The following is a 24,568-nucleotide window of genomic DNA, read 5'->3' as shown; positions in this document are numbered from 1 at the left end:
AGGAACCCGTGTCACTCGATAGCCCGCGTCTGTTGACGACTCTGCGCGACCCCGCGGACGTCGCCTTCCGTGGAATCGCGCGCGGCGGCGGCATCATCGTGCTCGCCATCATGTCGCTCGTCGGGGCCTTCCTCGGCTTCCGAGCGTGGCAGGCACTCTCCGTCGCGGGGTTCTCCTTCCTCACCGAGGAGGCGTGGGAGCCCGACTCCGGAAAGTTCGGCATCGCCGCCGTGCTCGTCGGCACCGTGCTCATCGCTCTCGTCGCCGTGATCATCGCCGTGCCGCTCGCCCTCGGCACCGCGCTGTACATCACGGAGTACGCGCCTATTAAGATCCGCCAGTTCCTCATCGGTCTCGTCGACCTCATGGCCGCCATCCCCAGCGTGGTCTACGGCCTGTGGGGCTTCTTCTTCCTTCAGGGCAACATCACCCCGATCTCCCGCTGGATCTCGTCGACGTTCGGCTGGATCCCGATCTTCGCCGTGGACGGCGCAGATCCCCAGGATCCGTTGGCGAGTGTGACCGTGTACACCTCGTCGACCTTTATCGCCGGCATCGTTGTCGCCTTCATGATCTCCCCGATCATCACCTCCATCATGAGAGAAGTCTTCGCCCAGGCTCCGCTTGGCGAGCGCGAAGGTGCACTCGCGTTGGGCTCCACCCGATGGGGAATGATTCGGTCCGTTGTGCTCCCCTTCGGGCGCGGCGGCATGATAGGCGGCACGATGCTCGGCTTGGGTCGGGCGCTCGGCGAGACGATCGCGGTGTACATGATCATCTCGCCAGTGTTTGTCATCCAGCCGCACATCCTGCAGAACGGCGCGAACTCGGTCTCCTCGCTGATCGCCCTGCGCTACGGCGAGGCGACGGAGTTCGGCACCTCGGCGCTGATGGCCGCCGGTCTCACCCTGTTCGCGATGACGCTCGTGATCAACTTCGGCGCCTCCGCCGTCGTCGCTCGCTCGCGGTCGGGGGAGAGCAGCTGATGACCGATACCCTCCAGCTCACCGTGCCCGCGCCCGGCACCGTGCTGCGCGATGATGCGGCCATCGACGCGGCCCGCCCGGTGCGCGAGGAACGCCGTCTCAACGGTGTGCGAATCAGCGACGTGCTGTCGGCCGCCGGTGCGGTCATCGCCTCGCTCGCCCTCACGAGTGTGCTCGTCACGAACGTGCTGCCGATCAACGGGCCGATCCCGTTCGCCGCGATCGCCTACATCATCTTCATGGCGCTGTACGCGCTGCTCGTCTCGCTCGATGAGGATCGCCCCGTCGTCATCGACCGGGTCATCCTCGTCGGCGTGCACACGCTCGCGATCACCGTATTCGTCACCCTCGGCTTTGTCGTCATCTTCAGCCTCGTGCAGGGCGCGCAGGCGCTGCCGTTCCTCAACTTCTACACCGAGGACATGTCGCTGGCCGGCCCCCTCGACCCGCTGAGCGAGGGCGGTGTGCTGCACGCCATCGCGGGCACGCTGATCCAGATCACCATCGCGCTGGTCATCACGATTCCGCTCGGGCTCACCACGGCGCTGTTCCTCAACGAGGTGCCGAGCTCCTTCTCCCGCTTCGTGCGCACGATCGTCGAGGCGATGACGGCGCTCCCGTCCATCGTCGCCGGACTCTTCATCTACGCGAGCTTCATCCTGCTGTTCGGCCTCGAGAAGAGCGGTTTCGCGGCATCCCTCGCCATCAGCGTCATGATGCTGCCGATCATGATCCGCAGCGCCGACGTGGTGCTGCGTCTTGTGCCCACGACGCTCAAGGAGGCCTCCATCGGCCTCGGCGCCGGACAGTGGCAGACCGTGTGGCGCGTCATCCTGCCGTCGTCCCGCTCGGGACTTGTGACCTCGATCATCCTCGCGACGGCGCGCGGTATCGGCGAGACCTCGCCCGTGCTGCTCACGTCTGGCTTCACCGCCTCGCTCAACCTCGACCCGCTGCACGGCCCCATGGTGTCGCTGCCGCTCGCGATCTTCCAGTTCGTCAAGTCGCCCGAGCCCACCATGATCGCGCGCGGCTTCGGCACCGCCGCCGTGCTGATGCTCATCGTGCTCGCGCTGTTCGTCGTGGCGCGCATCATCGGCGGCCAGACGATCGACGTGCGCAACCGCCGCACCGAGGCCCGCCGCATCTTCTGGGCGGCCGTCGCCGTTCCCTTCCTCGCGGTCGGACGCTGGATGACGCCCTACGCCACGCGCGTGAAGGCGTGGGCCGCGCCGTACCTCGCGGCGGCGGGAGCGTGGGTTGCCCGCGGTGCTCGCGCCGCGGCATCCCGCACCGCACCTGTTCGCGCTCGCGTCGCGGCATCCCGCACCGCACCTGTTCGCGCTCGCGTCGCGCTTTTCGCCCGCCGCGCCTGGGCGTCGATCGTGCTGTACGCCCGCGCGTTCGGGCCGTCGACGGTGGCGATCAGCCGCCGAGTTCTCAGCGAGGCCAACGCCCGGCTGCCCGCCCGCCTCACCCGCACCCCGAAAGAAGACCAGGAATGACGCGCTTGCGCCCCCGATTCACGATGCTTCTCGTGGCAGCGGTCGCCGCCATGGTGGCCTTCCCCGCGTCTGCAGCCACGGCGGCCGACTACGTGCCGATCAGCGGCGCCGGCTCGTCGTGGAGCGCCAACGCGATCGATCAGTGGCGCCGCAACGTGCAGCAATACGGGATGCGCGTCAACTACGCGAGCACCGGCTCCTCCGACGGCCGCAACCAGTTCAAGGCGGGCACCGTCGACTTCGCCTCGTCCGAGATTCCCTACGGCTTGAAGGACGGCGCCGTCGTCGACGCACCGCCGAGCCGCGGTCATGCCTACATGCCGCTCGTCGCGGGTGGCACGGCGTTTATGTACAACCTGTCGACCGGTGGCAAGCAGATCACCAACCTGCGCCTGTCGGGCACGGTGCTGACCAAGATCTTCACCGGTGTCATCACGAGTTGGGATGACGCTGCCATCAAGGCCGACAATCCCGGAATCGCACTGCCCAAGCGCAAGATCGTGCCGGTGGTGCGCTCAGACGGCTCCGGTTCGACCGCGCAGTTCACGACCTGGATGGCGAACCAGTACGGCAGCCTGTGGAACGCATACTGCGCCAAGGCGGGCCGGTCGTCGCCGTGCGGCGTCACCTCGAACTACCCGACGGTGAGCGGCAAGGGCTTCGTGGCCCAGCCGAACTCCCAGGGCGTCTCGGGATATGTCGCCCAGAAGGCCAACATCGGAACCATCACCTACGTCGAGTACTCCTACGCGCTCAAGACCGGATACCCGGTCGCCAAGATCCTCAATAAGGCCGGCTATTACGTCGAGCCGACGGCGTCGAACGTCGCGGTGGGGCTGCTCGGCGCGAAGATCAACACCGACAAGGGATCCAGCGCGTACCTGACGCAGATTCTGACCGGCGTCTACAACAACAAGGACGCGCGCGCCTACCCCCTCTCGTCGTACTCGTACCTGATCGTGCCGACCAAGGTGGAGAGCAACTTCACCGAGGACAAGGGCAAGACGCTCGGCGGATTCGCCTACTACTTCCTCTGCGAGGGCCAGCAGCAGGCCGAGGTGCTCGGCTATTCGCCACTGCCGATCAACCTCGTGAAGGCGGGCCTCGAGCAGGTGCGCAAGATCCCGGGGGTCGAGGCGAAGGCCATCGACATCACCAAGTGCAACAACCCGACCTTCTCGAAGGACGGCACCAATACCCTCGCCAAGAAGGCACCGGCTCCTCCGTCGTGCGACAAGCAGGGCTCGGCCCAGTGCGGAACAGGCACCGGCGGCGCGAAGGCCGACACCCCGGCCACCGGTGACAGCGGTACCGACGAGGACGAGACCGAGGGCGACAGCGAGACGATCGGCGACGGCGGAGGCGACTCCGGCGGAGGATCCTCGGGCGGTGGGAACAGCCAGGTCGATGGTCCGCAATACTGCGAGGCCGATACCGGCGTGTGCGCCAACGTCGTGGCCCTGCCCGTCGAGGTGGAGAGTGAGCCGACCTGGTCACTGCAGCAGTCCCTGATGGTCGCGGCAGTGGCGCTGCTCCTCGGTGTGGTCACAATTCCACCCACCGTCGGTCAGTTCATCGCGCGCAAGAGGAAGCAGTCATGAAAAGCTCCCAGCTGATCCGTTTCGGCAACCTCACGCTCGTCTTCGGGCTCCTCGCGACGACGGTGGGCGCGAGCCTGCTGTTCCTGCCCGACACGGCTGACGCGGCGCCGCAGTTCGTGGTGCAGCCGAAGACCTGGCTCACCCCCTCGGCGCTGTCCGTCGACTGGGAAGACCAGCACGCCGCTGCCCCCGTGATCGAACCCGCGCCGACCGAGGCACCCATCGCGCCCGTCGCCACGAACACGCCTACCGCGACCCCCGAGCCTGCCCCGGCGCCGACGGAGATCCCGACCGAGCTGGCAGCCGCCGACCCCGACGCGGCGGCATTCGCCGACCTGCGCGTCACGGTCAGCCAGACCCAGAACCTCGTCAACCAGGGCATCCGCATCACCTGGACCGGCGGCACCGCGACGTCACCGGGGGAGTACGCCGCCAACTACCTGCAGATCATGCAGTGCTGGGGCGACGACCCGGCCGGTCCCACCCCGCAGCAGTGCCAGTGGGGTGCGCCGAACGCGACGATCGGCAACCTGACCGGCACCAACGCCGCCGGTCGCAACCTGCTCGAGGGCGAAGACCCCCTGCAGGCCTACACCGCAGACATCAAGCGCACCCCGCCGCGTACCAACCCGAACCTGCGCAGCTTCGCCTTCCCGTTCACCCCGGTCAAGGGCGCCTCCGACTTCGACCCCGGCAAGTACTTCACCGCAGCCACCACCAACGAGGTGACTGCAGCGCGCACCGGCTCCAACGGCACCGGATCCGTCTCCTTCGAGGCGCACACGAGCCTCGAGGCGCCCCATCTCGGCTGCGGCGCGGCAACCGATTCCGGCGCGACACGCGACTGCTGGCTGGTCATCGTGCCCCGCGGCGAGCACAACCTCGACGGTTCGCTGGCATCGTCATCCTCTGCAGCGGGCCGGGTCAAGGGCAGCCCGCTCTCCGCCGGCGCCTGGAAGAACCGCATCGTCGTGAAGCTCGGCTTCCAGCCGGTCGCGGTCTCCTGCCCGATCGGCAACTCGGAGACCCGCGTGGTCGGCTCAGAGCTGCTCGCCGACGCCTTCACCTCCTGGCAGCCCGCCCTGTGCTCCTCGGGCACTACCTACGGCTTCTCGCAGATCGGCGACTCCGAGGGACGCCGCCAGATCGTGACCGACGTCGAGGGCGGCTCGAAGCTCGCGTTCGTCACCGATCCGCTCGATTCGGCCATCGCCGGCGACAGCACGATCGCCTACGCGCCGATCGCCTCGTCGGCGATCGTGGTCGGCTACTCGATCGACTACAGCCTCAACGCGAACGCCGCCAACTTCAGCAAGAACGGCACGATGGTGAACGACCTCGTGCTCAGTGCACGGCTTGTCGCCAAGCTGCTCACGCAGTCTTATCGAGTGGATGTCCCGGGCCTCGGCACCGGCGACCCGATCCTGTCCGGCAACCCGCGCAGCCTCATCACCGACCCCGAATTCCTTGCGCTGAACCCCGAGTTCCTCGGCTTCGCCAACCTGACCGCGCCGGACGGACTGCTCGTCGCCCTCGGCAGCAGTGACGCGAACGCCCATGTCTGGCAGTGGCTGAAGTCTGACCCGCTCGCGGCATCCTTCCTCGCCGGCGACTCGGACGAGTGGGGCATGCGCATCAACCCGCAGTACAAGACGCTCGAGCTGGCGACGGCGAATACCGACTCGTTCCCGAAGGCGGACCTCACCACGTACCAGCTCGCACCGGCGCCCGAGCCCGGCTTCGGAACACTCGACCTCCGCCCGTACATGAGCGACATGCACGAGTCCGCCTACCGCGCCCTCAGGGCAGACGCGGGTGTGAAGATCGTCTGGGACGACACGAAGACCCCCGCCGGCTACGTCTCGACCGGACCACAGCTACCCGGACAGCGACTCATGCTCGCACTCACCGACGCGGCATCCGCGGAGCGTTACGGGCTGAACACGGCTCGACTCGTGAACGGCGCCGGCCAGGCGACCCCTGCGACGACGGAGACCGTGACCAGGGCCATTACCGCGATGACAGACTCCGAGATTCCCGGGGTCAAGCTCAACAACCCGACGGCCCGTACGCTCGGCGCCTACCCGTTGAGCATGCCGACCTATGCGGCGATCAACGTCTGTGCGACGCCCAAGGCGACACTCCTCGACTATGCCGACCTGCTGACCTATGCGTCAGGCCCGGGCCAGTCGCTCGGCGATGCAAAGGGCCAGCTTCCGATCGGCTACGTCGCCCTCGACGAGAAGAACAAGAAGGTCGTGGCGACAGTCGTGGCGAAGCTCAAGAAGGAGGCGACCGGCAAGGGCGCCTGCACCGTCAGGGAGCCCGTCGCCGAGGAGTTCGAGGAGATCGCGCCCGACTTCGGATTCGAGGAGGACACGTCCGAGGAGCCCGAGGTCGCACCCACCGCGGACCCCGAAGACGTCGAGCTCGCCACGACGAAAGACGCTCCGCTGAGCCCCGCGCGACTGGGAATCCTGGCCTCGCTCGCCCTCGGCCTGCCCTGTCTCCTGGGCGGTCCCCTGCTCTCCCGTCGCGGGCGCAAACTGTCCGATCTCGGCGAGCTGTGACAGTACTCACACCGTACATATTCCGTTCATCCAAGTCGCGTGCCGCGTTAGCTGAGCGCTTCTAGCTTTGGCTCGCCCGTCGCTGAGAAACACCTGTGTGCTCTGCCGCCGGCATCAACCCCGAGAGAGGAAACACCCCATGAAGGTCACCACCTTCTGCAAGTTCGGCATCACCGCGGGAGCCGCAGCGCTCCTCGTCGGTGGCCTCGCAGTACCGGCCGCAACGGCCGACCCGGCACCCACCACTCCCACCACCTTCGGCACGCTCGTTGGTCTCGGCTCCGACACGACCCAGGACGTCGTCAACGGTCTCGGCGCAGCCATTCCCGGAAACAAGATCGCTTCCTACGATGCAGTGGGCAGCCAGTTCGTCACGACCCGCGCGGGCGGCGTCGACGTTCCCCGCGCGTCGGCTTCCGGACCCGGCCGCGACCTGCTTCGCGTCGCCATCGGACAGATCGCCGGTGTCTCGATCACCAGCGCCGGTGTCGCCACCCCCGTGAACGCGAACAACTCGGTCGGCCTCGTCGACTTCGCCCGCAGCTCGAGCGGACCGGCAACCGGCGACCAGACCGGTGAAGGCGTCCTCGCCTACATCCCCTTCGCCCGTGACGCTGTCAGTGTTGCGGTAGCAGAGGGCAGCCCCCTTTCGGTCGTTCCGTTCGTGCTCGGCAACAACACCACCGCCGGCTCCACGGTTCCCTCGCTGTACAACATCTACCGCGGATCGGTGAAGTTCGCTTTCCTGAACGCAGACGAATCGTACAACTCCGTGGGCGCAGCAGCAGCTGACGCCCCGGCCGGTACCACCTCCCACGCGATCAAGGCTGTCCTGCCGAAGAGCGGTTCGGGCACGCGCTCGTTCTTCATCGGCAAGCTCGGCCTGGACGAGACCGCAGTCGGTGGCCTCATCACCGCGGGCACGATCACGGCCAAGTACGGCACAGGCAACGCCGACGTCCAGGAGCACGATGGAACCGCCCTCGTGGGCGACGCGGCGGCCATCGTGCCGTTCTCGATCGCACAGTGGGTCGCCCAGGCAAACTCGGTTGCTGGTGTCTCCGACCGTCGTCACGGCGCGCAGATCCTCGGACTCAACGCGACGCCTGCCGTCACGTCGGCTGCAAGCGTCTACTCGACCAACCCGAACTACACGGCCATGGTCCGCGACGTCTACAACATCGTTCCCTCGAAGCTCGCCGATGACGCCTCCAGCGACATCGCGAAGGCCTTCGTCGGTGCGAACTCCGAGGTGTGCACGGCTACGTCCACGATCAGCGCCTACGGCTTCCAGCTGCTGCCCGGCACGACGCCCGAGACCACGTGTGGCTTCTCCAACCTGCGTGCATACGTCGGCTCGCCGAGCAGCGTCTCGGTCGAGTTCAGCGACTCCACCGTCGCCGTCGGATCCACCGTCACCGCAACGGCCACCGTCGGAACGTCCAACCACAACAAGGGCGGCACGGTCTTCATCGTCGACGCCGCCGACAACACGGTTGCCCAGGCGCCCATCGCCGCCGGTGCAACGACCGTAGCCATCCCCGTCACCCCGACCGCGATCACGAGCCTCAGCCTCCACGCCGAGTTCGTGCCGACCCTCGCCGGTGTCAAGGGCAGTGTTTCTCCCGACGTCGCGCTCAACGTCACGGCTTCCCCCTCGGACGTCACGGTCTCCGCACCGTCGGCGACCCGGGTCGGCGTAGCCGTCCCGGTCATCGCCTGGATCGGCGGAGTGAACGTCAATGGTGGAACCGTCACCTTCCGTGACGGCGAGACCGTGCTCGGCACGACAGTCGTCGGAGCCGGCGAGCAGGGTGCCTTCTTCTCCTTCATCGCGAAGAAGACCACCTACGCGCTGACCGCGACCTACGCGGCGCCCACCGGATCGACCACCTCGGGCAGCGTCAGCGCCGTCAAGGCGATCGAGCTCGGCAAGGGAACCCCGAAGATCACCCCCGCCAAATTCGTCTCGGTGAAGGCCAGCCAGAAGGGCAAGGTCGTGCTGACCGTGTCCGGTGTTGCCGGAGCGGTTCCGACCGGCACCGTGACCATCCGCGAGGGTGCGAAGGTGCTCGTGAGCAAGACCATCTCGAGCTCGACCGGCAAGGCGACGGTTATCCTGCCGAAGCTCAAGAAGGGCACCCACAAGCTCGTCATCACCTACAACGGTGACACGCGCTGGAACACGGGCACGAAGAGCCTGAGCATCAAGATCAAGTAACACCCGCACCACACCTGCGCACCGCCCCGGGGAGACCCGGGGCGGTGTTCAGCGGTTACAGACTTTCATCCCGAGGACGCCCGCATGACCATGACACCGATCGACGCCGCCGACGCGAGCCCCGTCTCCCGCTCGCTGCCGCGCCTCGGTGAGCCTGCCCGCTTCCGAGTCGCCGGCACCGCGGCGGTCGTCATCGGCGCACTCCTGTTCGGCTTCTTCGTACAGTACGTCGGGGTTTCCCAGCTGAGCTACGCACGCGACCAGCAGGTGGCCCTCGACGCGTTCCGCTACGAACTCGCCAACGCCACGGCGCCCGTCGGCCAGGTCGGCCCGAACAGCAAACTCCTCGAGATCGGCACGCCCGTCGCACTGCTCGAGATCCCGGTCATCCGCATGCGCGAGGTGGTTCTCGAGGGAACGACGTCGAGCACCACCGTCTCCGGTCCCGCCCACCGCCGCGACACCCCGCTGCCCGGTCAGGCCGGTGCGAGCGTCGTCTACGGACGCCAGGCCTCCTACGGCGCACCGTTCCGCAGCCTCTCCGTGCTCCGCGCGGGCGACAAGATCATCGCGACCACCGGCCAGGGCGAGGCCACCTACCGGGTCACCGGCGTGCGCTACACGGGCGACGAGCTGCCCGAGCCGATGACGTCGGGGGGCGGCCGCCTCACCCTGGTGAGCGCGTCCGGTGTGCCGTTCATCCCGGATTCAATCATTCGAGTGGATGCGAAACTCACCTCAGAAGCGCAGCCCAGCCCCGGAAAGGTGATCGGCTACGCGGCACTCGACGCCAACGAGCTGACGATGGAGGGTGACGCGGGCGGATGGCCGCTGCTCGTCATCGGACTCATCGCTCTCTTCGTGACCCTCGCGCTGTTCACTGTTTCGCGCCGATTCTGGGGCAGGTGGCAAACCTGGATCGTTGCCGTTCCCGTGCTCATGGCCCTGGGCAGCTTCTCCGCCCAGCAGGTCGCCGTTCTTCTCCCGAATGTCATCTGATGCCCGCTAAGAAAGAGATCGACATGATCGAATCGCAACCCACCTCGCTCGAGACCGCCGACACAGTCGAGCTCACCGAGTTCGACACGGCGCTCCTCGCCGCGGGCGACCCCGGTATTGTGTCGGGTCTGGCTTCGCTGCAGGCGCAGAACATCTCGGCCTGGTTCGGCGATCACAAGGTGCTCGACCGGGTCTCGCTGCTGATGCCCGCGGGAAAGGTCACGGCACTCATCGGGCCGAGCGGTTGTGGCAAGAGCACCTTCCTGCGCACACTCAACCGCATGCACGAGCTGGTTCCGTCCGCCTCGCTCGCGGGGGAGGTGCTGCTCGACGGTCACGACATCTACGACGCCTCGCGTCGCATCACGCAGGCGCGTCGCGAGATCGGGATGGTGTTCCAGAAGCCGAACCCGTTCCCCGCGATGAGCATCTTCGACAACGTCGTGGCAGGCCTCGCCCTCACCGGTCTCAAGGTCAGCAAGTCCGACAAAGCCGACCTCGTCGAGGAGTCGCTGCTCAAGGCGGGCCTTTGGACCGAGGTCAAGGATCGCCTCCGCCAGGCCGGCGGCGGCCTCTCTGGTGGCCAGCAGCAGCGCCTGTGCATCGCCCGTTCGCTTGCCGTGAAGCCGCGCATCCTGCTGATGGATGAGCCGTGCTCCGCCCTCGACCCGACCTCGACGCGACGCATCGAGCAGACGATCACCGAGCTCTCGACCGACGTCACCATCGTCATCGTCACCCACAACATGCAGCAGGCGCAGCGCGTCTCCGACCAGTGCGCGTTCTTCCTCGCCGAGGCGGGCACGCCCGGCCAGATCGTCGAGCACGGACCGACCGACGTGATGTTCGACTCGCCGCAGGACTCCCGCACCCTGGACTACGTCAACGGCCGCTTCGGCTAACCCGCTGGGGCTGTTGGGAATTCAGGGGTCTTGTAGCGACAGGTCTCCCGAGCGAGCTGCGGCGTCCTCCGCCGCGCAAGAACCCTGAGTTTCCGAAAGCGCGCTACCAGGAGCCGGGCTTGTAGTCCTTGAGGAAGATGCCGAACAGGTCCTCGCCGGCCTCGCCGCGCACGATCGGGTCGTAGACGCGGGCCGCGCCGTCGACGAGGTCGAGTGGGGCGTGGAATCCCTCCTCGGCCAGGCGCACCTTGGTGAAGTGCGGGCGCTCGTCGGTGATCCAGCCGGTGTCGACCGCGGTCATCAGAATTCCATCGGTCTCGAACATCTCGCGCGCGCTCGTGCGGGTGAGCATGTTGAGCGCCGCCTTCGCCATGTTGGTGTGTGGATGTCCCGGCCCCTTGTACCCGCGACCGAACACGCCCTCCATGGCCGACACGTTCACCACATAGGTGCGCTTCGCGGGCGAGGCGGCCATGGCTGGGCGCAGGCGGGACACAAGCAGGAACGGCGCCGTCATGTTGGCGAGCTGCACCTCGAGCAGCTCGAGCGGCTCGACCTGCTCAACGTTCTGCGTCCACGAGTTGATGTGGTTCTCGTCGGGCACGAGACCACCCGCGTCGATCGCGGTTCCGGCGGCAAGACGCTCGAGCGAGGAGGATCCCGCGGCCATCGCCTCCGCTGTCAGCTCTTCCGCGGTACGGGCTGCGGCGGCGAGAATCGGGTGCGAGGTCACCGACTGCGCGAGCGCGAGCGGGTGGGCGTCGTTGGTGTGACCGAAGGTGACCAGCTCGGGAAGCGGCCCGTCGGGCAGCGGGGCGAGTTCGGCATCCACGAGCGGCTTGTAGGCGCCGGGGGAGCGGCGAACCGTCTGAGCCGCGTTGTTGATGAGGATGTCGAGCGGTCCCGCAGCGGCGACATCGTCGGCGAGCCCGATCACTTGGGCGGGGTCGCGCAGGTCGATGCCGACGATCTTGAGGCGATCAATCCAGTCGGCCGAGTCGGGCAGGGCAGTGAAGCGGCGCACGGCATCGCGCGGAAAACGCGTGGTGATGGTGGTGTGCGCGCCATCCCGAAGCAGTCGCAGCGCGATGTACATGCCGATCTTGGCGCGTCCGCCGGTGAGCAGGGCACGCTTGCCGGTCAGGTCGGTGCGGGCGTCGCGCTTCGAGTGGCTCATGGCCGCGCAGTCCGGGCAGAGCTGGTGGTAGAAGGCGTCGACGACCGTATACGGCTGCTTGCAGATGTAGCAGGAGCGCGGCTTGAGCAGTGTGCCGGCGGTAGGAGCCGTCGTGCTGGTCGAGATCGGGATGCCCCGGGTCTCGTCATCGATGCGATCGGGGGCGCCCGTCGCTGTAGCGGCGACGACCGCGCGGTCGGCGTCGGCGATGCGCGCACGCTTCTTGAGGCGGCCCACGCGCTTGACGTCCTTGAACATCTTGGCGGTGGCCTGGCGCACTGTCACGTAGTCGGGGTCGCCGTCTTCGAGGTGGGCGAGCTGGGCCAGCACGCGGAGGGTGACCTCGAGCTCTGCGGGGTCGATCGTGACGGGATCGGGCTCGGGCAGGTCTTCGGAGGGCACACGCAATTCTAAACGCTCGGACCGTACGCCCCGATCAGCCGGTCGACCCCGCGCTCGAAGCTGCCGTCGAGGGAGATCGGCAGCGCGAATGCCCCGGCCTCCTCGAGCGTGACGAACCCGTGCAGCAGCGAGCGCAGACTGCGCACGAAGTCGATGCCTTCGGTCTCGCTCAGCTGCCACGGCAGGACGACGCGCAGCATGACCCGAACGGCGTGCGTGCTGGCGACAACGTCATCCGGATCGTTCGGGTAAGCGGCGCGCAGCGTCAACGAATACCGCCCGGGATGACGCCGCGCCCACTCGCGATAGGCGTGGGCGACGGCGCGCACGGCGACATCGCCCGTGCTCTCGCCGGCCGCCGCATCGAGGGCGTCACCGAACTCGGTCTTCGCGCGTACGGCGACCGACTGGCGCAGGGCGTCGAGGCTCGCGACGTGCTTGTAGAGGCTGGGCGCGCGCACGTCGAGGCGTGCGGCAAGTGTGGAGAGGGTGAGAGCGGTGATGCCCTGCTCATCGACGAGGGCCGCGGCCTCTGTCGTGACGCGGTCGGCGGTGAGCCCGGCCCTAGGCAACGGGAAGTCCCTTCACGAAGTCCATGAGCGCGGCGGCGACGAGTTGCGGCCGCTGCGACTGCGGGTAGTGGCCGGCCTCGGGCACGATCGCGACGGTCGAGCCGAGCTCCGTGCCGATCCAGTTCGCTTCCTTCACAGGGTCGGGAAAGTCGGGATCCTTGTCTCCCATGACCACGAGGGAGGGCGTCGTGACGCGGGGGAGGGCGAGTTCGGCGTGCTCGTGGCTGGTGCGGGCGGTGAGCGACAAGGCGCGGGCGTGACCGGGGCGGCGGAGGGCAGCCACGACGGTCGCGACGTATTCCTTGAGGTCGGCGGGTTTCGTGCCGGCGAACAGGGTGGGGAAGTACGCCTTCCAGCTCAGGGAGACCCAGGCCGGCAGCATCATTACGCGGAAGACGACCATCATGGCGGCACCGGCGTTGGGGTTGCGCACGAAGGGCCCGAGCAGCGCTATGCCGCGCACCAGCTCCGGGTGGTCTGCCGCGATCCGCACCGCGGAGGCTGCGGCCAAGGAGTTGCCCACGAGAACGGCGGGCTCGCCGAGGTGCCGGAGGAGAGCCGCGACATCCTCAGCCGTCTGCTCCCCGCCGTAGGCGCGGAAGGTGGCGTCACTGTCGCCATGGCCGCGCAGGTCGGTGGTGACGACGCGGTGGCCAGCCTCGACGAGCAGTGGCACAAGGAAGCGGTAGCTGGAGCGGAGGTCGCCCATGCCGGGAACGAGTACAACGAGCGGGCCCGAGCCCGTGCTGTCGAAGGCGATGCGGCCCTCGGGGAGGGCGAGGAACTGTGTTTGGCTAATGGTCATAGCCACAAAGCTAATGGCGTTAGCCGGGCTTGTCAAGTAGCGCGAGATGGCACAGTAGTCTCATGCCCGTAAAGATCCTCCTCGATTGTGACCCCGGCCTCGACGACGCGCTCGCGCTGCTGCTCGCGCACGGTGATCCCAACATCGACCTCGTCGCCGTGACCACCGTCGGCGGCAACGTCGGCATCGAGAACACCACGAAGAACGCGCTCGAGCTGCGGGAGTACCTCGGTTTCGAGAAGGTTCCCGTTGCTGCGGGAGCGGGCCGTCCACTCGTGCGGTCGATCAAGGACGCGTCACAGGTTCACGGCGAGAGTGGGATCGGAACCGTCGTGCTTCCCGAGGCCGTGCTCGCGGCATCCCCGGATCACGCCGTCGACGTCATCGTCGACACCATCACGGCGTTCCCTGGAGCGATCCATCTGGTCGCGACCGGGCCGCTCACCAACATCGCGCTCGCCCTCGAGAAGAAGCCGTCGATTGCGCGGCTCGTCGCCAGCTTCACAATCATGGGCGGCTCCTTCACGCGCGGCAACGCGACGCCGGCCGCCGAATTCAACATCTACGCCGACCCGGAGGCCGCGAAGATCGTCTTCGACGCCGACTGGCAGGTAGTGATGATCGGACTCGACCTCACCCTGCAGGCGGAGGCCCACGAGGGTGTGATCGCGCGCTTCAGAAAGCTCGGCGCGCTTGCGGAGAAGCTGATCATCCCGCTCGCGACCCACTGGGTGAACCCGAATGACGACGACTGGAACGGCCAGGCCGTGCACGACGTGTGCGCCGTCGCGTACGTCACCCGCCCCGACCTGTTCGCCTCGCGGCCCGCTCGCGTCGAGGTGGAGACCCGCGGCGAGTTCACCGAGGGCATGACCGTCGTGGACTTCAACTCGCCCACCCCTAATGCGATCGTGCCCATCACCCTCGACGTGAACGGATTCTGGGCATACGTGGAAACCGTTTACGCGCGGGTCGCCGCGAATCACACCGTCTAGCGCGTCGCCCTGACGCGGGGCTAGCCTGTGCCCACGGAGGTATCGGTGATAGCCCACTCAGAACTGTCGTCCAGCGAAGCGCTGCCGAAACGTCGACACGTGGAACTGGTAGTGGTGCACGGCATCGGGCAGCAGAAGACCTCGCAGACCCTGCTCGAGTGGGCAGAGCCCGTGCTCAGGCGCCTCGACTGGCTGGCGCTGCAGAGGCGGATCCTCAGGCCGACGGCGCCGACCGGTATCCGTCGCGTCGGCGTCGACCGCCTCGACGAAGTTCGCCCCCTGCGCGTGCCGACCGGCGCGGACGACCCCGACGACTCCGCTCTGCTGTTCGAGAGGGTCGTCACGTCGTCGCCGGAAGACAACCAGGTGCGCGCCTACGCGGAGTACGAGGGCAACGATTCGGAGCCGCGACTTCTCGACCTCACCGTGACCGAGGCCCGCTGGGCGGATGCGTTCCTCGCCATGGGGCGGTCGGAGGTCTTCGACTGGGGGCTTGGCTTCGCCTTCCGGGCGATCCTGCGGCTCGGTATCTACTTCGGCCGGGTGGTGACGCTCCCGCCCCGTCGCGAGTGGAACCGTGCGAACCCGTTGCGCAAGCTGTTCGCCGCCCTCCTCTGGATCGTCGCCGGCCCGCTCCTCGCAGCCCTGTGGATGGTGCTCGTGGCCGTCGCGCTGCTCGTGGTCGTCACGCTCCCGCTGGCCGGTCCGCTCCTGCTCATCCCGGGCCTCAAGACCTGGCTCGATCCGCTGATGCGCACGCTCGTCGAGTTCATCGGCGACGCCGCCGTGTGGACGCGTCGCCCGGTTCGTGCGGCCGCGATGCGCGAGGTGGTTCGGGATGGCGTGCAGCGCGCCCGCGCCCGACTGGATGCTATCCCCGACGACGCCGACACCGAGAAGCTGCTGGTGGTGGTCGCGCACTCCGAGGGCGCGGCGATCAGCGCGGAGACCCTGTTCAGCCGGGTGAGCGGCGAGCGGGAGGTGCAGGTCGACGTGCTCGTCACGGTGGGGGCCGGGGTCACCCTGCTCGGTGTGTCGAACTGGCTCGGCTACATCGCCGACGAGGACGACCTCGATGCGACATCGCTGTATCCGCGCAATCTCGTGCGCGCGTGGGCCAATCACCACCCGGAGACGGCGTGGCTCAACATGTGGGGCATCTGGGATCCCGTGCCCTCCGGACCGATCTCGAACGGGGAGGCGGCGCGCAACGAGCGCTGGCGGTTCGCGAACGGGCTCCGGCTCGAGGCGTCCGACGCGATCGGCCCGCGCGAGTATCCCGTGCACAACACCGGATTCGCCTTCACCGACCACGGCGCCTACTCGAGCAACATCGCGCAGGTCATCGATCCGGTGACGCGCATCGTCATGGGACTCGACCGCCAGGCCGGCCCGACCTTCGTCGAGGAACCGGGTTTGCACGCCCAGGCGGTCGTGCGCGAGGCGAACCACGTGCGCAGCGTCAAGGCGGCTGGCCTGCAGCGCGCCGCCATCGTCACGCTCGCCCTGCTCGCGCTCGCACCCCCGTTGTTCGCCGGATTCGCCGCAGGGGGACGCCTCATCCTCAGCGGGCTGGTCGCGGCCTTCGGTCCACTTGTGCGACCGCTCGAGTCCCTGTTCGGATTCGACCTGAGCCGCAAGCTGCTCGAGACACTCCTCGCCAACGACCTGCTGATGGGCGGTGGCACCCTCATCGGTACGGTCGCCCTGCTGTCCTGGTTCAGCTCGCGGCTCTGGCGCAGCTACGTCGAGCGCATCACCTGGCAGCCCGAGGGTGCGACGCCCAGGCTGTGGGCGGCGGGGCTCGTGTTCCGGATCGCGCTGGCGGTGGCCGCCGTCGCCGGGTTGGTCGTGCTCGTCTGGCCCTTCGCAGGCAGCCATCCGATCCCGGCCTGGGCCGCCATCACGCTCGGCATCGCCCTCGGCGTCTATGTGGTGCTCGAGCCGCTGCTGAGCCCCGTGCCGCGCATCGTGGAGGCGCAGCGCTAGGAGCGGTCGGCACACCCCGCCCCGGTAGGGCAGGATCGGAAGCATCATGTCTCTGATGTCGCGCGCCCCCAGCCCCTGGAATGCGGATGACGCGTTCGACGCGTTCGCCGAGTGGTCCGACTCGCGCGGGCTCGCGCTGTACCCGGCGCAGGAGGAGGCGCTGATCGAGATCGTGAGCGGGGCGAACCTCATCCTCTCCACACCGACCGGCACAGGTAAGTCGCTCGTCGCGATCGGAGCGCACTTCGCCGCCCTCGCCCAGGGCAAGCGCAGCTACTACACGGCACCGATCAAGGCCCTCGTGAGCGAGAAGTTCTTCGCCCTCGTCGAGATCTTCGGTGCCGAGAACGTGGGCATGGTCACCGGTGACTCGAGCGTGAACGGCGACGCGCCGATCATCTGCTGCACCGCAGAGATCCTCGCCAACCTCGCCCTGCGCGGCGGCGAGGACACCGCCGTCGACCAGGTTGTGATGGACGAGTTCCACTTCTACGCCGACCCCGAACGCGGCTGGGCCTGGCAGGTGCCGCTGCTCACCCTGCCGCGCGTGCAGTTCATCCTGATGTCGGCGACTCTTGGTGACGTCACCCGCATCGCCGACGACCTGAGCACGCGCACCGGCCGCGAGACCGCCGTCGTCACCGGTGTCGAGCGCCCGGTTCCCCTGAGTTACAGCTACGTCACCACCCCCGTGCACGAGACGGTGGAAGACCTGCTCGCCACCAAGCAGGCGCCGATCTACATCGTGCACTTCTCCCAGCTCGCCGCCCTCGAGCGCGCACAGGCGCTCACCAGTGCGAAGATCATCACCCGCGAGCAACGCGACGAGATCGCCGAGGCGATCGGTGCCTTCCGCTTCACGACGGTGTTCGGGCAGACGTTATCCCGACTCATTCGGGCCGGCATCGGCGTGCACCACGCCGGCATGCTGCCCAAGTACCGCCGTCTCGTCGAGCAGCTCGCCCAGCAGGGGCTGCTGCGGGTCATCTGCGGCACCGACACCCTCGGCGTGGGCATCAACGTGCCGATTCGTACCGTGCTGCTGACGGCCCTCACCAAATACGACGGCACGAGGATGCGCCAGCTCTCCGCCCGCGAATTCCACCAGGTCGCGGGGCGGGCCGGGCGCGCCGGCTACGACACCGCGGGAACCGTCGTCGCCCAGGCGCCCGAGCACGAGGCCGAGAACGCACGCCTCGTCGCGAAGGCCGGGGACGACCCCAAGAAACTGAAAAAGGTCGTGCGCAAAAAGGCGCCCGAGGGGTTCGTGTCGTGGGGCGAGCCCTCCTTCACGCGGCTCATCAACGCGGAACCCGAGACCCTCGTCTCGAGCATGCAGGTGAGCCACTCGATGCTGCTCAACGTGATCGGCCGTGATCGTTCCACAAGCGGTGGCGACGCCTTCACCGACATGCGCGACCTGATCTTCGGCAGCCACGACCCGTGGAAATCGCAGCTCGCGATGGCCCGCAAGGCGTTGTCCATCTACCGCACGCTGAGAGCTGCGGGCATCGTCGAGCAGCACGTGGTACCGGTGTCGCTGTCTGGCCAGGACGACGACGACCTCGTCAGCTGGGACGACCGCATCGAGATCCGGCTCACCGTCGACCTGCAGCCGAACTTCGCGCTCAACCAGCCGCTCTCGCCGTTCGCCCTCGCCGTGTTCGAGCTGCTCGACCCCGAGTCGCCGACGTACGCGCTCGACGTGATCTCGATTCTCGAAGCGACTCTGGATGACCCGCGCCCCGTGATCTCGCAGCAGCAGTTCCTCGCGCGCGGGGAGGCGGTTGCCGCGATGAAGGCCGAGGGCATCGAGTACGACCAGCGCATGGAACTACTCGAAGAGGTCACCCACCCCAAGCCGCTTAAGGAGCTGCTGGATGCGGCCTTCGAGCAGTACAGTGCCACCCAGCCGTGGGTCGCGGACTTCGAGCTGTCGCCGAAATCCGTGGTGCGGGACCTCTACGAGCGCGCGATGACCTTCGCGGACTTCGTCGGGTACTACAAGATCGCCCGCAGCGAAGGGCTCGTGCTGCGCTACCTGTCAGACGCATACCGCGCCGTGCGGCAAACCGTGCCGGATGAGGCCAAGACCGAGGACCTGCTCGACCTGATCGAGTGGCTGGGCGAGCTCGTTCGGCAGGTCGACTCGAGCCTGCTCGACGAGTGGGAGAGCCTGATCAACCCGGTGGCACCCGGCAAGAAGCCCGTGCTGCCGCCTCCGCCGCCGTCCGTGGTCGGGAACCCGCGCGCGTTCCGGGTTCTGGTTCGCAACGAGCTGTTCCGCCGGGTGCAGCTCGCGGCGCTGGACGACCTCGAGGGGCTGCTCGCGCTCGACCCCGATGTCGATTGGGAGACCGCGCTCGACGGGTATTTCGGGGAGTATGACCACCTCGGCACGGGTCCGGATGCCCGTAGCTCGAGCATGCTCACCGTCGACGAGGGAGCCTTCGTCTGGACCGTGCGGCAGACCTTCAACGATCCGGCCGGTGACCACGACTGGGGTATCAGCGCAACGGTCGACCTCGCGGCCTCCGCCGAGGCGGGTGTTGCGGTGATCGCCGTAACCAGCGTCGGAACGGTGACCGGCTAAAGCCCGAGGTGCTTGTCGAGGTACGTGCTCCCGAACTTGCCTGAAGGGTCGTAGTTCGCCACCAGGGCGCGGAAGTCGTCGAGCCGCGGATAGTTCGCCCGCTCGACGCGGTCGAACAGCTTGCCCCAGTGCGGGCGGGCGCCGAGCGGCAGCAGCAGCGCCTCGATCGCGGGGAGCACGGCGGCGACCTCTGTGGGCAGTTTCTTCCAGGTGAAGTGGATCGCCACTGCGTCCGTGCCGTACGCGCCGCTCAGCCATAGGGTGTCAGCGCTCATGGTGCGCACCTCGGTGACGTGCAGCAGGGGCGTGATGGCATCCCGAAGCTCACGAACAGCGACTAGCGCTTCGACCGCATTGTGGCGCGGAACCAGATACTCGCTCTGCAGCTCATCGCCGTTCGACGGGGTGAAGCCGAGTTTGAAGTGGGCGAGCCGGTCGCTCCACGGGCCGGGCACGCCGTCCAGCTCCGTTGTGTTGCTCGCCGGCTGGTCGGGGATCATGTGGCGCCCCACTGGCTGCCGGGTCGCGCCGAGCAGGTCGGTCGGGGGAGCCGGAGCATCCATTCGACTCTTCAACCAGACGGCAGGGATCGTGTCGCCCGCCCAGGTCGTGAACAGCGAGACGCTGTAGGCGCTACCGGTCACCGCGTCGAGATTGTTCAGCAGCGAGGACCACGGCAGGTCGTCGAACATGTCCTGCCGCACATCGAAGGTCGGCTGCACATCCAGCGTCACTGCCGTCACAACGCCGAGCGCACCCAGTGCGACCACGGCGCCATCGAAGTCCGGGTCGCCGCGGCGCAGCGTCACGAGTTCACCCGAGGCCGTCACCAGTTCGAGTGCGGCAACCGCTGACGACAGCGTGCCGTTGCCGTCGCCCGAACCGTGGGTACCGGTCGCGATCGCTCCGGCGACCGAAATGTGGGGAAGCGATGCGAGATTGTGCAGCGCCCAGCCACGTGCCTGCAGGGCGGTCGCGACGTCGCCGTAGCGCAGCCCGCCCGCGACCGTCACCGTGCGGGCGGTCTCGTCGAGGTCGGTGCGCGCCGGCAGCCGGTCGAGGGCTACAAGCGTACCCACCGTGTCCGGTAGGGCGGTGAACGAGTGCCGGGTGCCGAGGGCGCGAATCCGCTCGGTGGATGCCACGAGCTCCCGGATCTCCTCGACCGAGCCCGGGTGCGCGATCTCCGCCGCCGTGTAGGTGTAGCTGCGGGCCCAGTTCTCAGCCAATTCAGATGCCATCCGACCATTGTCCACCGCCCTCCCTACACTGAACGGATGGTGGCCGAGATCGAGAGACGATTCCGGGGCGCCACGTTCTACACGAGTCGGGATACGTTCAACGAGCTCGCGATCGCCGTGCAGCGGTTCCCCGCCAGCAGCACCGGCGGCCGCAACACGGCGCCCATCAACTACGTACTCGTGCACGGCATCGGCGTCTCGGCCCGCTACTTCCAGCCGCTCGCGCGGGAACTCGCCAAGCGCGGCACGGTCTGGCTCGTCGACCTGCCCGGCTACGGCTCCGCCCCCAACCCGAAGCGCGACGTGTCGATTCGGGACCACGCCGAAGTCGTCGCCGCCTTCCTCGCGCGCTCAGGAATCGAGAACCCCGTTGTGGTCGGCCACTCGATGGGGTGCCAGGTCGTCAGCGAGCTTGCGCTGCTGCATCCCGAACTTGTCGACTCGATTGCGCTGCTTGCGCCCACCATCGAGCGCGGCGAGCGGCGGCTGCTCACGCAGGCCACCAGGCTCGGCCTCGACATGCTGCGCGAGCCGCTCCGGGCGAACTGGGTGGTGCTCACCGACTACCTATTCCGCTGCGGGCTGCCGTACTACCTGCGCCAGCTGCCGCACCTGCTCGGCGACGCGATCGAGGACCGCCTGCCCAGCATCACGGCGAAGGCGGTGGTCATCGCCGGACATCGGGACCTCGTGGTGCCGCCGACCTGGGCCGCAGAGGTCGCGGCGCTGCTGCCGAACGGCGAGCTCGCCATCGTCGAGGGGCCGCACGTCATCATGTTCACCGACCCGATCTCAATAGCAGCGGTGCTCGAGAGACGGTTCGACCCATGATCAGGCGCGCGTTCTTCTGGTGGCTCGACTACGTGTACGTCGGCTGGTGGCAGTTGCGGCATTTTCTGGGTGGTCGGGATGCATCGCGCTACCTCAACGGAGAGCTCGCGCCCGTGCTGCTCATCCCGGGCGTCTATGAGACGTGGCAGTTTTTGCGGCCCGTCGCCAACCGGCTGCACGCGCTCGGTCACCCCGTGCACGTGCTCTCGGAACTGCGCTACAACCTGCTGGGCGTCTCCGAGTCGGCCGCGCTCGCGCAGGCCTACATCGAGGCGAAGGACCTGCGCGGGGTGATCATCGTCGCGCACAGCAAGGGTGGACTCATCGGCAAGCACATGATGGTGCTCGACGACACTTCGGGCCGCATCGATCGGATGACCGCCATCGCGACCCCCTTCGGCGGCTCGATCTACGCTCGCTACTTCCTGGTGCGCGCGATTCGAGCATTCCGCCCGAACGAGCCGACTCTCGCTATGCTCGGCGCCAACGCGGCGGCGAATACCCGCATCACCTCGATCTTCGGCGTCTTCGACCCGCACATTCCCGCGGGCTCGCGGCTCGAAGGAGCGACCAACGTGCAGCTGCCGGTCTACGGGCATTTCCGCCTGCTCGCCGACGAGCGCGTGCTCGAAGCCGTCGAGAAGTCGATCGGGGACTAAACGGCCCCGTACGGGTGTTGACTGTGACTATGACCGACACCTCCATGAGCCGCGACCAGCGCCTTGTCCTCACGATCGCCGTGCTGGCGTCGTTCGTCACCTTCCTCGACGGATCGGTCATCAACGTCGCGCTGCCCGCGATCAGCGAGGAGTTCCGCAGCGGACTCACCGTGCAGCAGTGGGTGGTCGACGCGTACCTCATCACCCTCGGCACGCTGATCCTGCTCGCCGGATCGCTCTCGGACGCCTTCGGGCGCATGCTCGTGCTAAAAGTGGGACTCTACGGCTTCGCCGCGACGTCGATCGCGATCGCCCTCGCGCCGACCGCCGAGATCCTCATCATCGTGCGCGGACTGCAGGGGGTAGCGGGAGCGCTGCTCGTGCCCTCGTCGCTCGCCCTCATCATCTCGAGCTTCCGCGGCGTCGCGCAGGCCAAGGCGATCGGACAGTGGACCGGGTGGACGAGCGCCGCGTTCCTGGCCGGCCCGCTGCTGGGCGGACTGTTCGTGGACTACCTCAGCTGGCGACTCGTGTTCGCGATCAACATCATCCCGATCGCCATCACCCTGTATCTCATGGTGAAGCTCGGCCAGAAGAACGAACGGCCGGAGGGCGCGGGCATCGACTGGTGGGGCGCCGTGCTGGGCATCGTCGGCCTCGGTGGACCCGTGTTCGCCCTCATCGAGCAGGCCAACTACGGTTGGGGCAGCCCCGTCATCTACCTGCCCTTCGCGATCGGACTCGTCTCCCTCGCGGCGTTTGTACTGCGGCAGCGCACCGCGAAGCACCCGATGCTGCCGCTCGGACTGTTCGCCGTGCGCAACTTCTCGGTGGGCAACATCGCCACTGCTCTCGTCTACGGCGCGCTCTCGCTCGGCGGATTCCTCGTCGTCGTCTACCTGCAGGAGGTGGCCGGCTTCAGCGCAACCCTCGCCGGCCTCGCCTTCCTGCCGATCACGATCGGCAACATCGCGCTCTCCTCGTGGTTCGGCGGGCTGTCCGGCAAGTTCGGCCCCCGGCTGTTCATGGGCTTCGGCCCGATCATCGGCGGGCTCGGCTACCTGCTGATGCTGAACATGGGGGAGCAGGTCAACTACTGGACGCAGGTGCTGCCCGGGGTGCTGCTCTTCGCCGTTGGACTCAGCGCGACGGTCGCGCCGCTCACCGCCGCGATCCTCGGCTCGATCCCCGAGAACCAGTCCGGCATCGGCTCGGCGATCAACAATGCCGTCTCCCGCATCGCCGGGCTCATCAGCATCGCACTCGTCGGTGTCATCATCGGCAGTGAGCTGACCGTCGACAGCTTCCACCGCGGGCTCCTGGTGACGGCAGCACTGCTCATCGCGGGCGGTATCGTCTCGTGGATCGGCATCCGCAACCCGGAGAAGGTGCCCGAGCCGATTGCCTGAGCGGGCTGGGCACTCCCTCGGACCTCCCTCCCGAACCAGCAAAAAGTGCTCCAACCGCTCGCGTGTGCAACACCTATTGCTGGTTGAGCGAATGGGCGTTGCCGCGAAACCGTGAAAAGTGCTTCAAGGTTCTGACGTTGGAGCACTTTTTGCTGGTTGACCGAGGGGCGAGGGGCGAGGGGCGCGGGCGCACGGCGAGGGCGCCGGGCGGGTTGCTAGGCGATCAGGCGGGTGCCCGAGAGGGCGAGCATCGCGACGATGACGAGGGCCGCCGCGATGATGAGCTGGAACAGCAGCCGCGTGGGCGCGCGCACCGCCGCGAGTCCCCCCGCGAGGACCGCGAGCGCGAGGGTGAGGGCGAGCCCGATCCACTGCGCCGGAAGCGGCGGCTGACCCGCGCCGAAGGCCACGAGCAGGGCCGACGCCGCGAGCGCGACGGCAATGACGAGCCCTGAGGCGCGTGAGCCGAGGCGGTGGGGCAGTCCGCGCACGCCCGTGGCCGCGTCATCCACAAGGTCGGGCAGCACGTTGGCGAAGTGGGCGGAGACACCGAGCAGGGCGCCGGCCCCGAGGCCCCACCACGCGGCCGGCGCGGGCTGCGGCAGTGCGAGGGTCGCGAGCAGCGGCAGCGAGCCGAAGCTCACGATGTACGGCAGCACGGAGAACGCGGTCTTCTTAAGGCCAGCGTTGTAGCTCCAGGCCGAGGCGATGAACACCGTGTGGGCGAGCGTGACGAGCGCTCCGAGCGGCGCCGTGAGCACAATGGCCAGCGCCGCCGTCACAAAGGCGATCGTGCGAATGGATGACGCGGCCACCCAGCCCCGCGCGATCGGCTTGTCGCTGCGGCCGACCGCGGCATCGCGCTGGGCGTCGAGCCAGTCGTTCGACAGCCCGACCGAGAACTGGCCGAGCAGCATCGCGAGGCCGAGCAGGGCGACGCGCCAGGGCTCCAGCCCCACGCCGATGCCGAGCACGATCGTCACGGTCGTGACTGCGAATGCCGGCCCCGGATGACTGGACAACAGGATCGCAACAGGTCGGGAGGGGGTGCGTTCCATCCGGTCATGCTAGCCCGGCCGCGGCTCCAGACAGGGGGCCTTGCAATTTCTTG

The 24,568-nt window shown here is 67.8% G+C and carries 18 protein-coding genes; 13 read left to right on the top strand and 5 right to left on the bottom strand.

Annotated elements, in window-relative coordinates; all coding sequences use genetic code 11:
• Window positions 1-32: 32 nt before the first annotated feature.
• The 7 genes from pstC (at window position 33) to EYE40_RS06175 (ending at window position 10,784) form a co-directional block, all read left to right on the top strand.
• Window positions 33-986, top strand: coding sequence for a phosphate ABC transporter permease subunit PstC (pstC, locus tag EYE40_RS06205; protein ID WP_240034730.1), 954 nt, complete (start codon window positions 33-35; stop codon window positions 984-986).
• Window positions 986-2,491 carry a phosphate ABC transporter permease PstA gene (pstA, locus tag EYE40_RS06200; protein WP_130981134.1) on the top strand — a complete coding sequence of 502 codons (1,506 nt, stop codon included), beginning with the start codon at window positions 986-988 and terminating at the stop codon, window positions 2,489-2,491. Before pstC ends, pstA begins: the two co-directional genes overlap by 1 nt.
• A complete protein-coding gene (gene pstS, locus EYE40_RS06195) occupies window positions 2,488-4,092 on the top strand; it encodes a phosphate ABC transporter substrate-binding protein PstS (protein WP_130981133.1) in 1,605 nt (534 codons plus the stop codon). Before pstA ends, pstS begins: the two co-directional genes overlap by 4 nt.
• Window positions 4,089-6,662, top strand: a complete 2,574-nt coding sequence (locus tag EYE40_RS06190) for a hypothetical protein (RefSeq protein ID WP_130981132.1) — start codon at window positions 4,089-4,091, stop codon at window positions 6,660-6,662. Before pstS ends, EYE40_RS06190 begins: the two co-directional genes overlap by 4 nt.
• 139 nt (window positions 6,663-6,801) lie before the next feature.
• Complete coding sequence (locus EYE40_RS06185; protein ID WP_130981131.1) at window positions 6,802-8,883, top strand: Ig-like domain-containing protein; 2,082 nt, start codon at window positions 6,802-6,804, stop codon at window positions 8,881-8,883.
• 84 nt (window positions 8,884-8,967) lie between these two features.
• A complete protein-coding gene (locus EYE40_RS06180; RefSeq protein ID WP_130981130.1) occupies window positions 8,968-9,882 on the top strand; it encodes a sortase in 915 nt (304 codons plus the stop codon).
• A gap of 23 nt (window positions 9,883-9,905) precedes the next feature.
• Window positions 9,906-10,784 (top strand): phosphate ABC transporter ATP-binding protein, encoded by an 879-nt coding sequence (locus EYE40_RS06175; protein WP_130981129.1) that lies wholly within the window; start codon window positions 9,906-9,908, stop codon window positions 10,782-10,784.
• A gap of 103 nt (window positions 10,785-10,887) precedes the next feature.
• On the opposite strand, the gene EYE40_RS06170 is transcribed toward EYE40_RS06175, so the two are convergent.
• Genes EYE40_RS06170 through EYE40_RS06160 form a run of 3 tightly spaced genes read right to left on the bottom strand, consistent with a single transcriptional unit; the run spans window position 10,888 to window position 13,740 of the window.
• Window positions 10,888-12,363: an SDR family oxidoreductase gene (locus EYE40_RS06170; protein WP_130981128.1), complete on the bottom strand. Its 1,476-nt coding sequence runs from the start codon at window positions 12,361-12,363 to the stop codon at window positions 10,888-10,890.
• A gap of 8 nt (window positions 12,364-12,371) precedes the next feature.
• Complete coding sequence (locus EYE40_RS06165) at window positions 12,372-12,935, bottom strand: TetR/AcrR family transcriptional regulator (RefSeq protein WP_130981127.1); 564 nt, start codon at window positions 12,933-12,935, stop codon at window positions 12,372-12,374.
• Window positions 12,928-13,740, bottom strand: a complete 813-nt coding sequence (locus EYE40_RS06160; protein ID WP_130981126.1) for an alpha/beta fold hydrolase — start codon at window positions 13,738-13,740, stop codon at window positions 12,928-12,930. The genes EYE40_RS06165 and EYE40_RS06160 overlap by 8 nt, the downstream gene beginning before the upstream one ends.
• 62 nt (window positions 13,741-13,802) lie before the next feature.
• On the opposite strand from EYE40_RS06160, the gene EYE40_RS06155 reads away from it, so the two are divergent.
• The 3 genes from EYE40_RS06155 (at window position 13,803) to EYE40_RS06145 (ending at window position 19,317) form a co-directional block, all read left to right on the top strand.
• A complete protein-coding gene (locus EYE40_RS06155; protein ID WP_130981125.1) occupies window positions 13,803-14,735 on the top strand; it encodes a nucleoside hydrolase in 933 nt (310 codons plus the stop codon).
• A gap of 99 nt (window positions 14,736-14,834) precedes the next feature.
• Entirely contained in the window at window positions 14,835-16,724 is a 1,890-nt protein-coding gene (locus EYE40_RS06150; protein ID WP_130981124.1) for a hypothetical protein, read from the top strand.
• 55 nt (window positions 16,725-16,779) lie between these two features.
• Entirely contained in the window at window positions 16,780-19,317 is a 2,538-nt protein-coding gene (locus tag EYE40_RS06145) for a DEAD/DEAH box helicase (protein ID WP_240034729.1), read from the top strand.
• Here EYE40_RS06145 and EYE40_RS06140 read toward each other — a convergent pair.
• The gene (locus EYE40_RS06140) at window positions 19,314-20,558 is read right to left on the bottom strand and encodes an FAD-binding protein (RefSeq protein ID WP_193554487.1); all 1,245 of its coding nucleotides are present in this window, start codon (window positions 20,556-20,558) and stop codon (window positions 19,314-19,316) included. The genes EYE40_RS06145 and EYE40_RS06140 overlap by 4 nt on opposite strands.
• Before the next feature lie 36 nt (window positions 20,559-20,594).
• Between EYE40_RS06140 and EYE40_RS06135 the strand changes: the two genes are divergently transcribed.
• From EYE40_RS06135 to EYE40_RS06125, 3 genes are read left to right on the top strand one after another with little or no spacing between them, the layout of a single operon-like run.
• Window positions 20,595-21,389, top strand: a complete 795-nt coding sequence (locus tag EYE40_RS06135) for an alpha/beta fold hydrolase (RefSeq protein WP_130981122.1) — start codon at window positions 20,595-20,597, stop codon at window positions 21,387-21,389.
• Complete coding sequence (locus EYE40_RS06130; protein WP_130981121.1) at window positions 21,386-22,048, top strand: esterase/lipase family protein; 663 nt, start codon at window positions 21,386-21,388, stop codon at window positions 22,046-22,048. The genes EYE40_RS06135 and EYE40_RS06130 overlap by 4 nt, the downstream gene beginning before the upstream one ends.
• A gap of 29 nt (window positions 22,049-22,077) precedes the next feature.
• Window positions 22,078-23,457 carry an MFS transporter gene (locus EYE40_RS06125; RefSeq protein ID WP_240034728.1) on the top strand — a complete coding sequence of 460 codons (1,380 nt, stop codon included), beginning with the start codon at window positions 22,078-22,080 and terminating at the stop codon, window positions 23,455-23,457.
• A gap of 215 nt (window positions 23,458-23,672) precedes the next feature.
• On the opposite strand, the gene EYE40_RS06120 is transcribed toward EYE40_RS06125, so the two are convergent.
• Window positions 23,673-24,515 (bottom strand): UbiA family prenyltransferase, encoded by an 843-nt coding sequence (locus EYE40_RS06120; RefSeq protein ID WP_130981120.1) that lies wholly within the window; start codon window positions 24,513-24,515, stop codon window positions 23,673-23,675.
• Window positions 24,516-24,568 lie beyond the last annotated feature (53 nt).

It is taken from the genome of Glaciihabitans arcticus, from assembly GCF_004310685.1.
Taxonomy (GTDB): domain Bacteria; phylum Actinomycetota; class Actinomycetes; order Actinomycetales; family Microbacteriaceae; genus Conyzicola; species Conyzicola arctica.
Note: the sequence above shows the minus strand (reverse complement) of the source record. Positions and strands in the feature narration are given on the sequence as shown.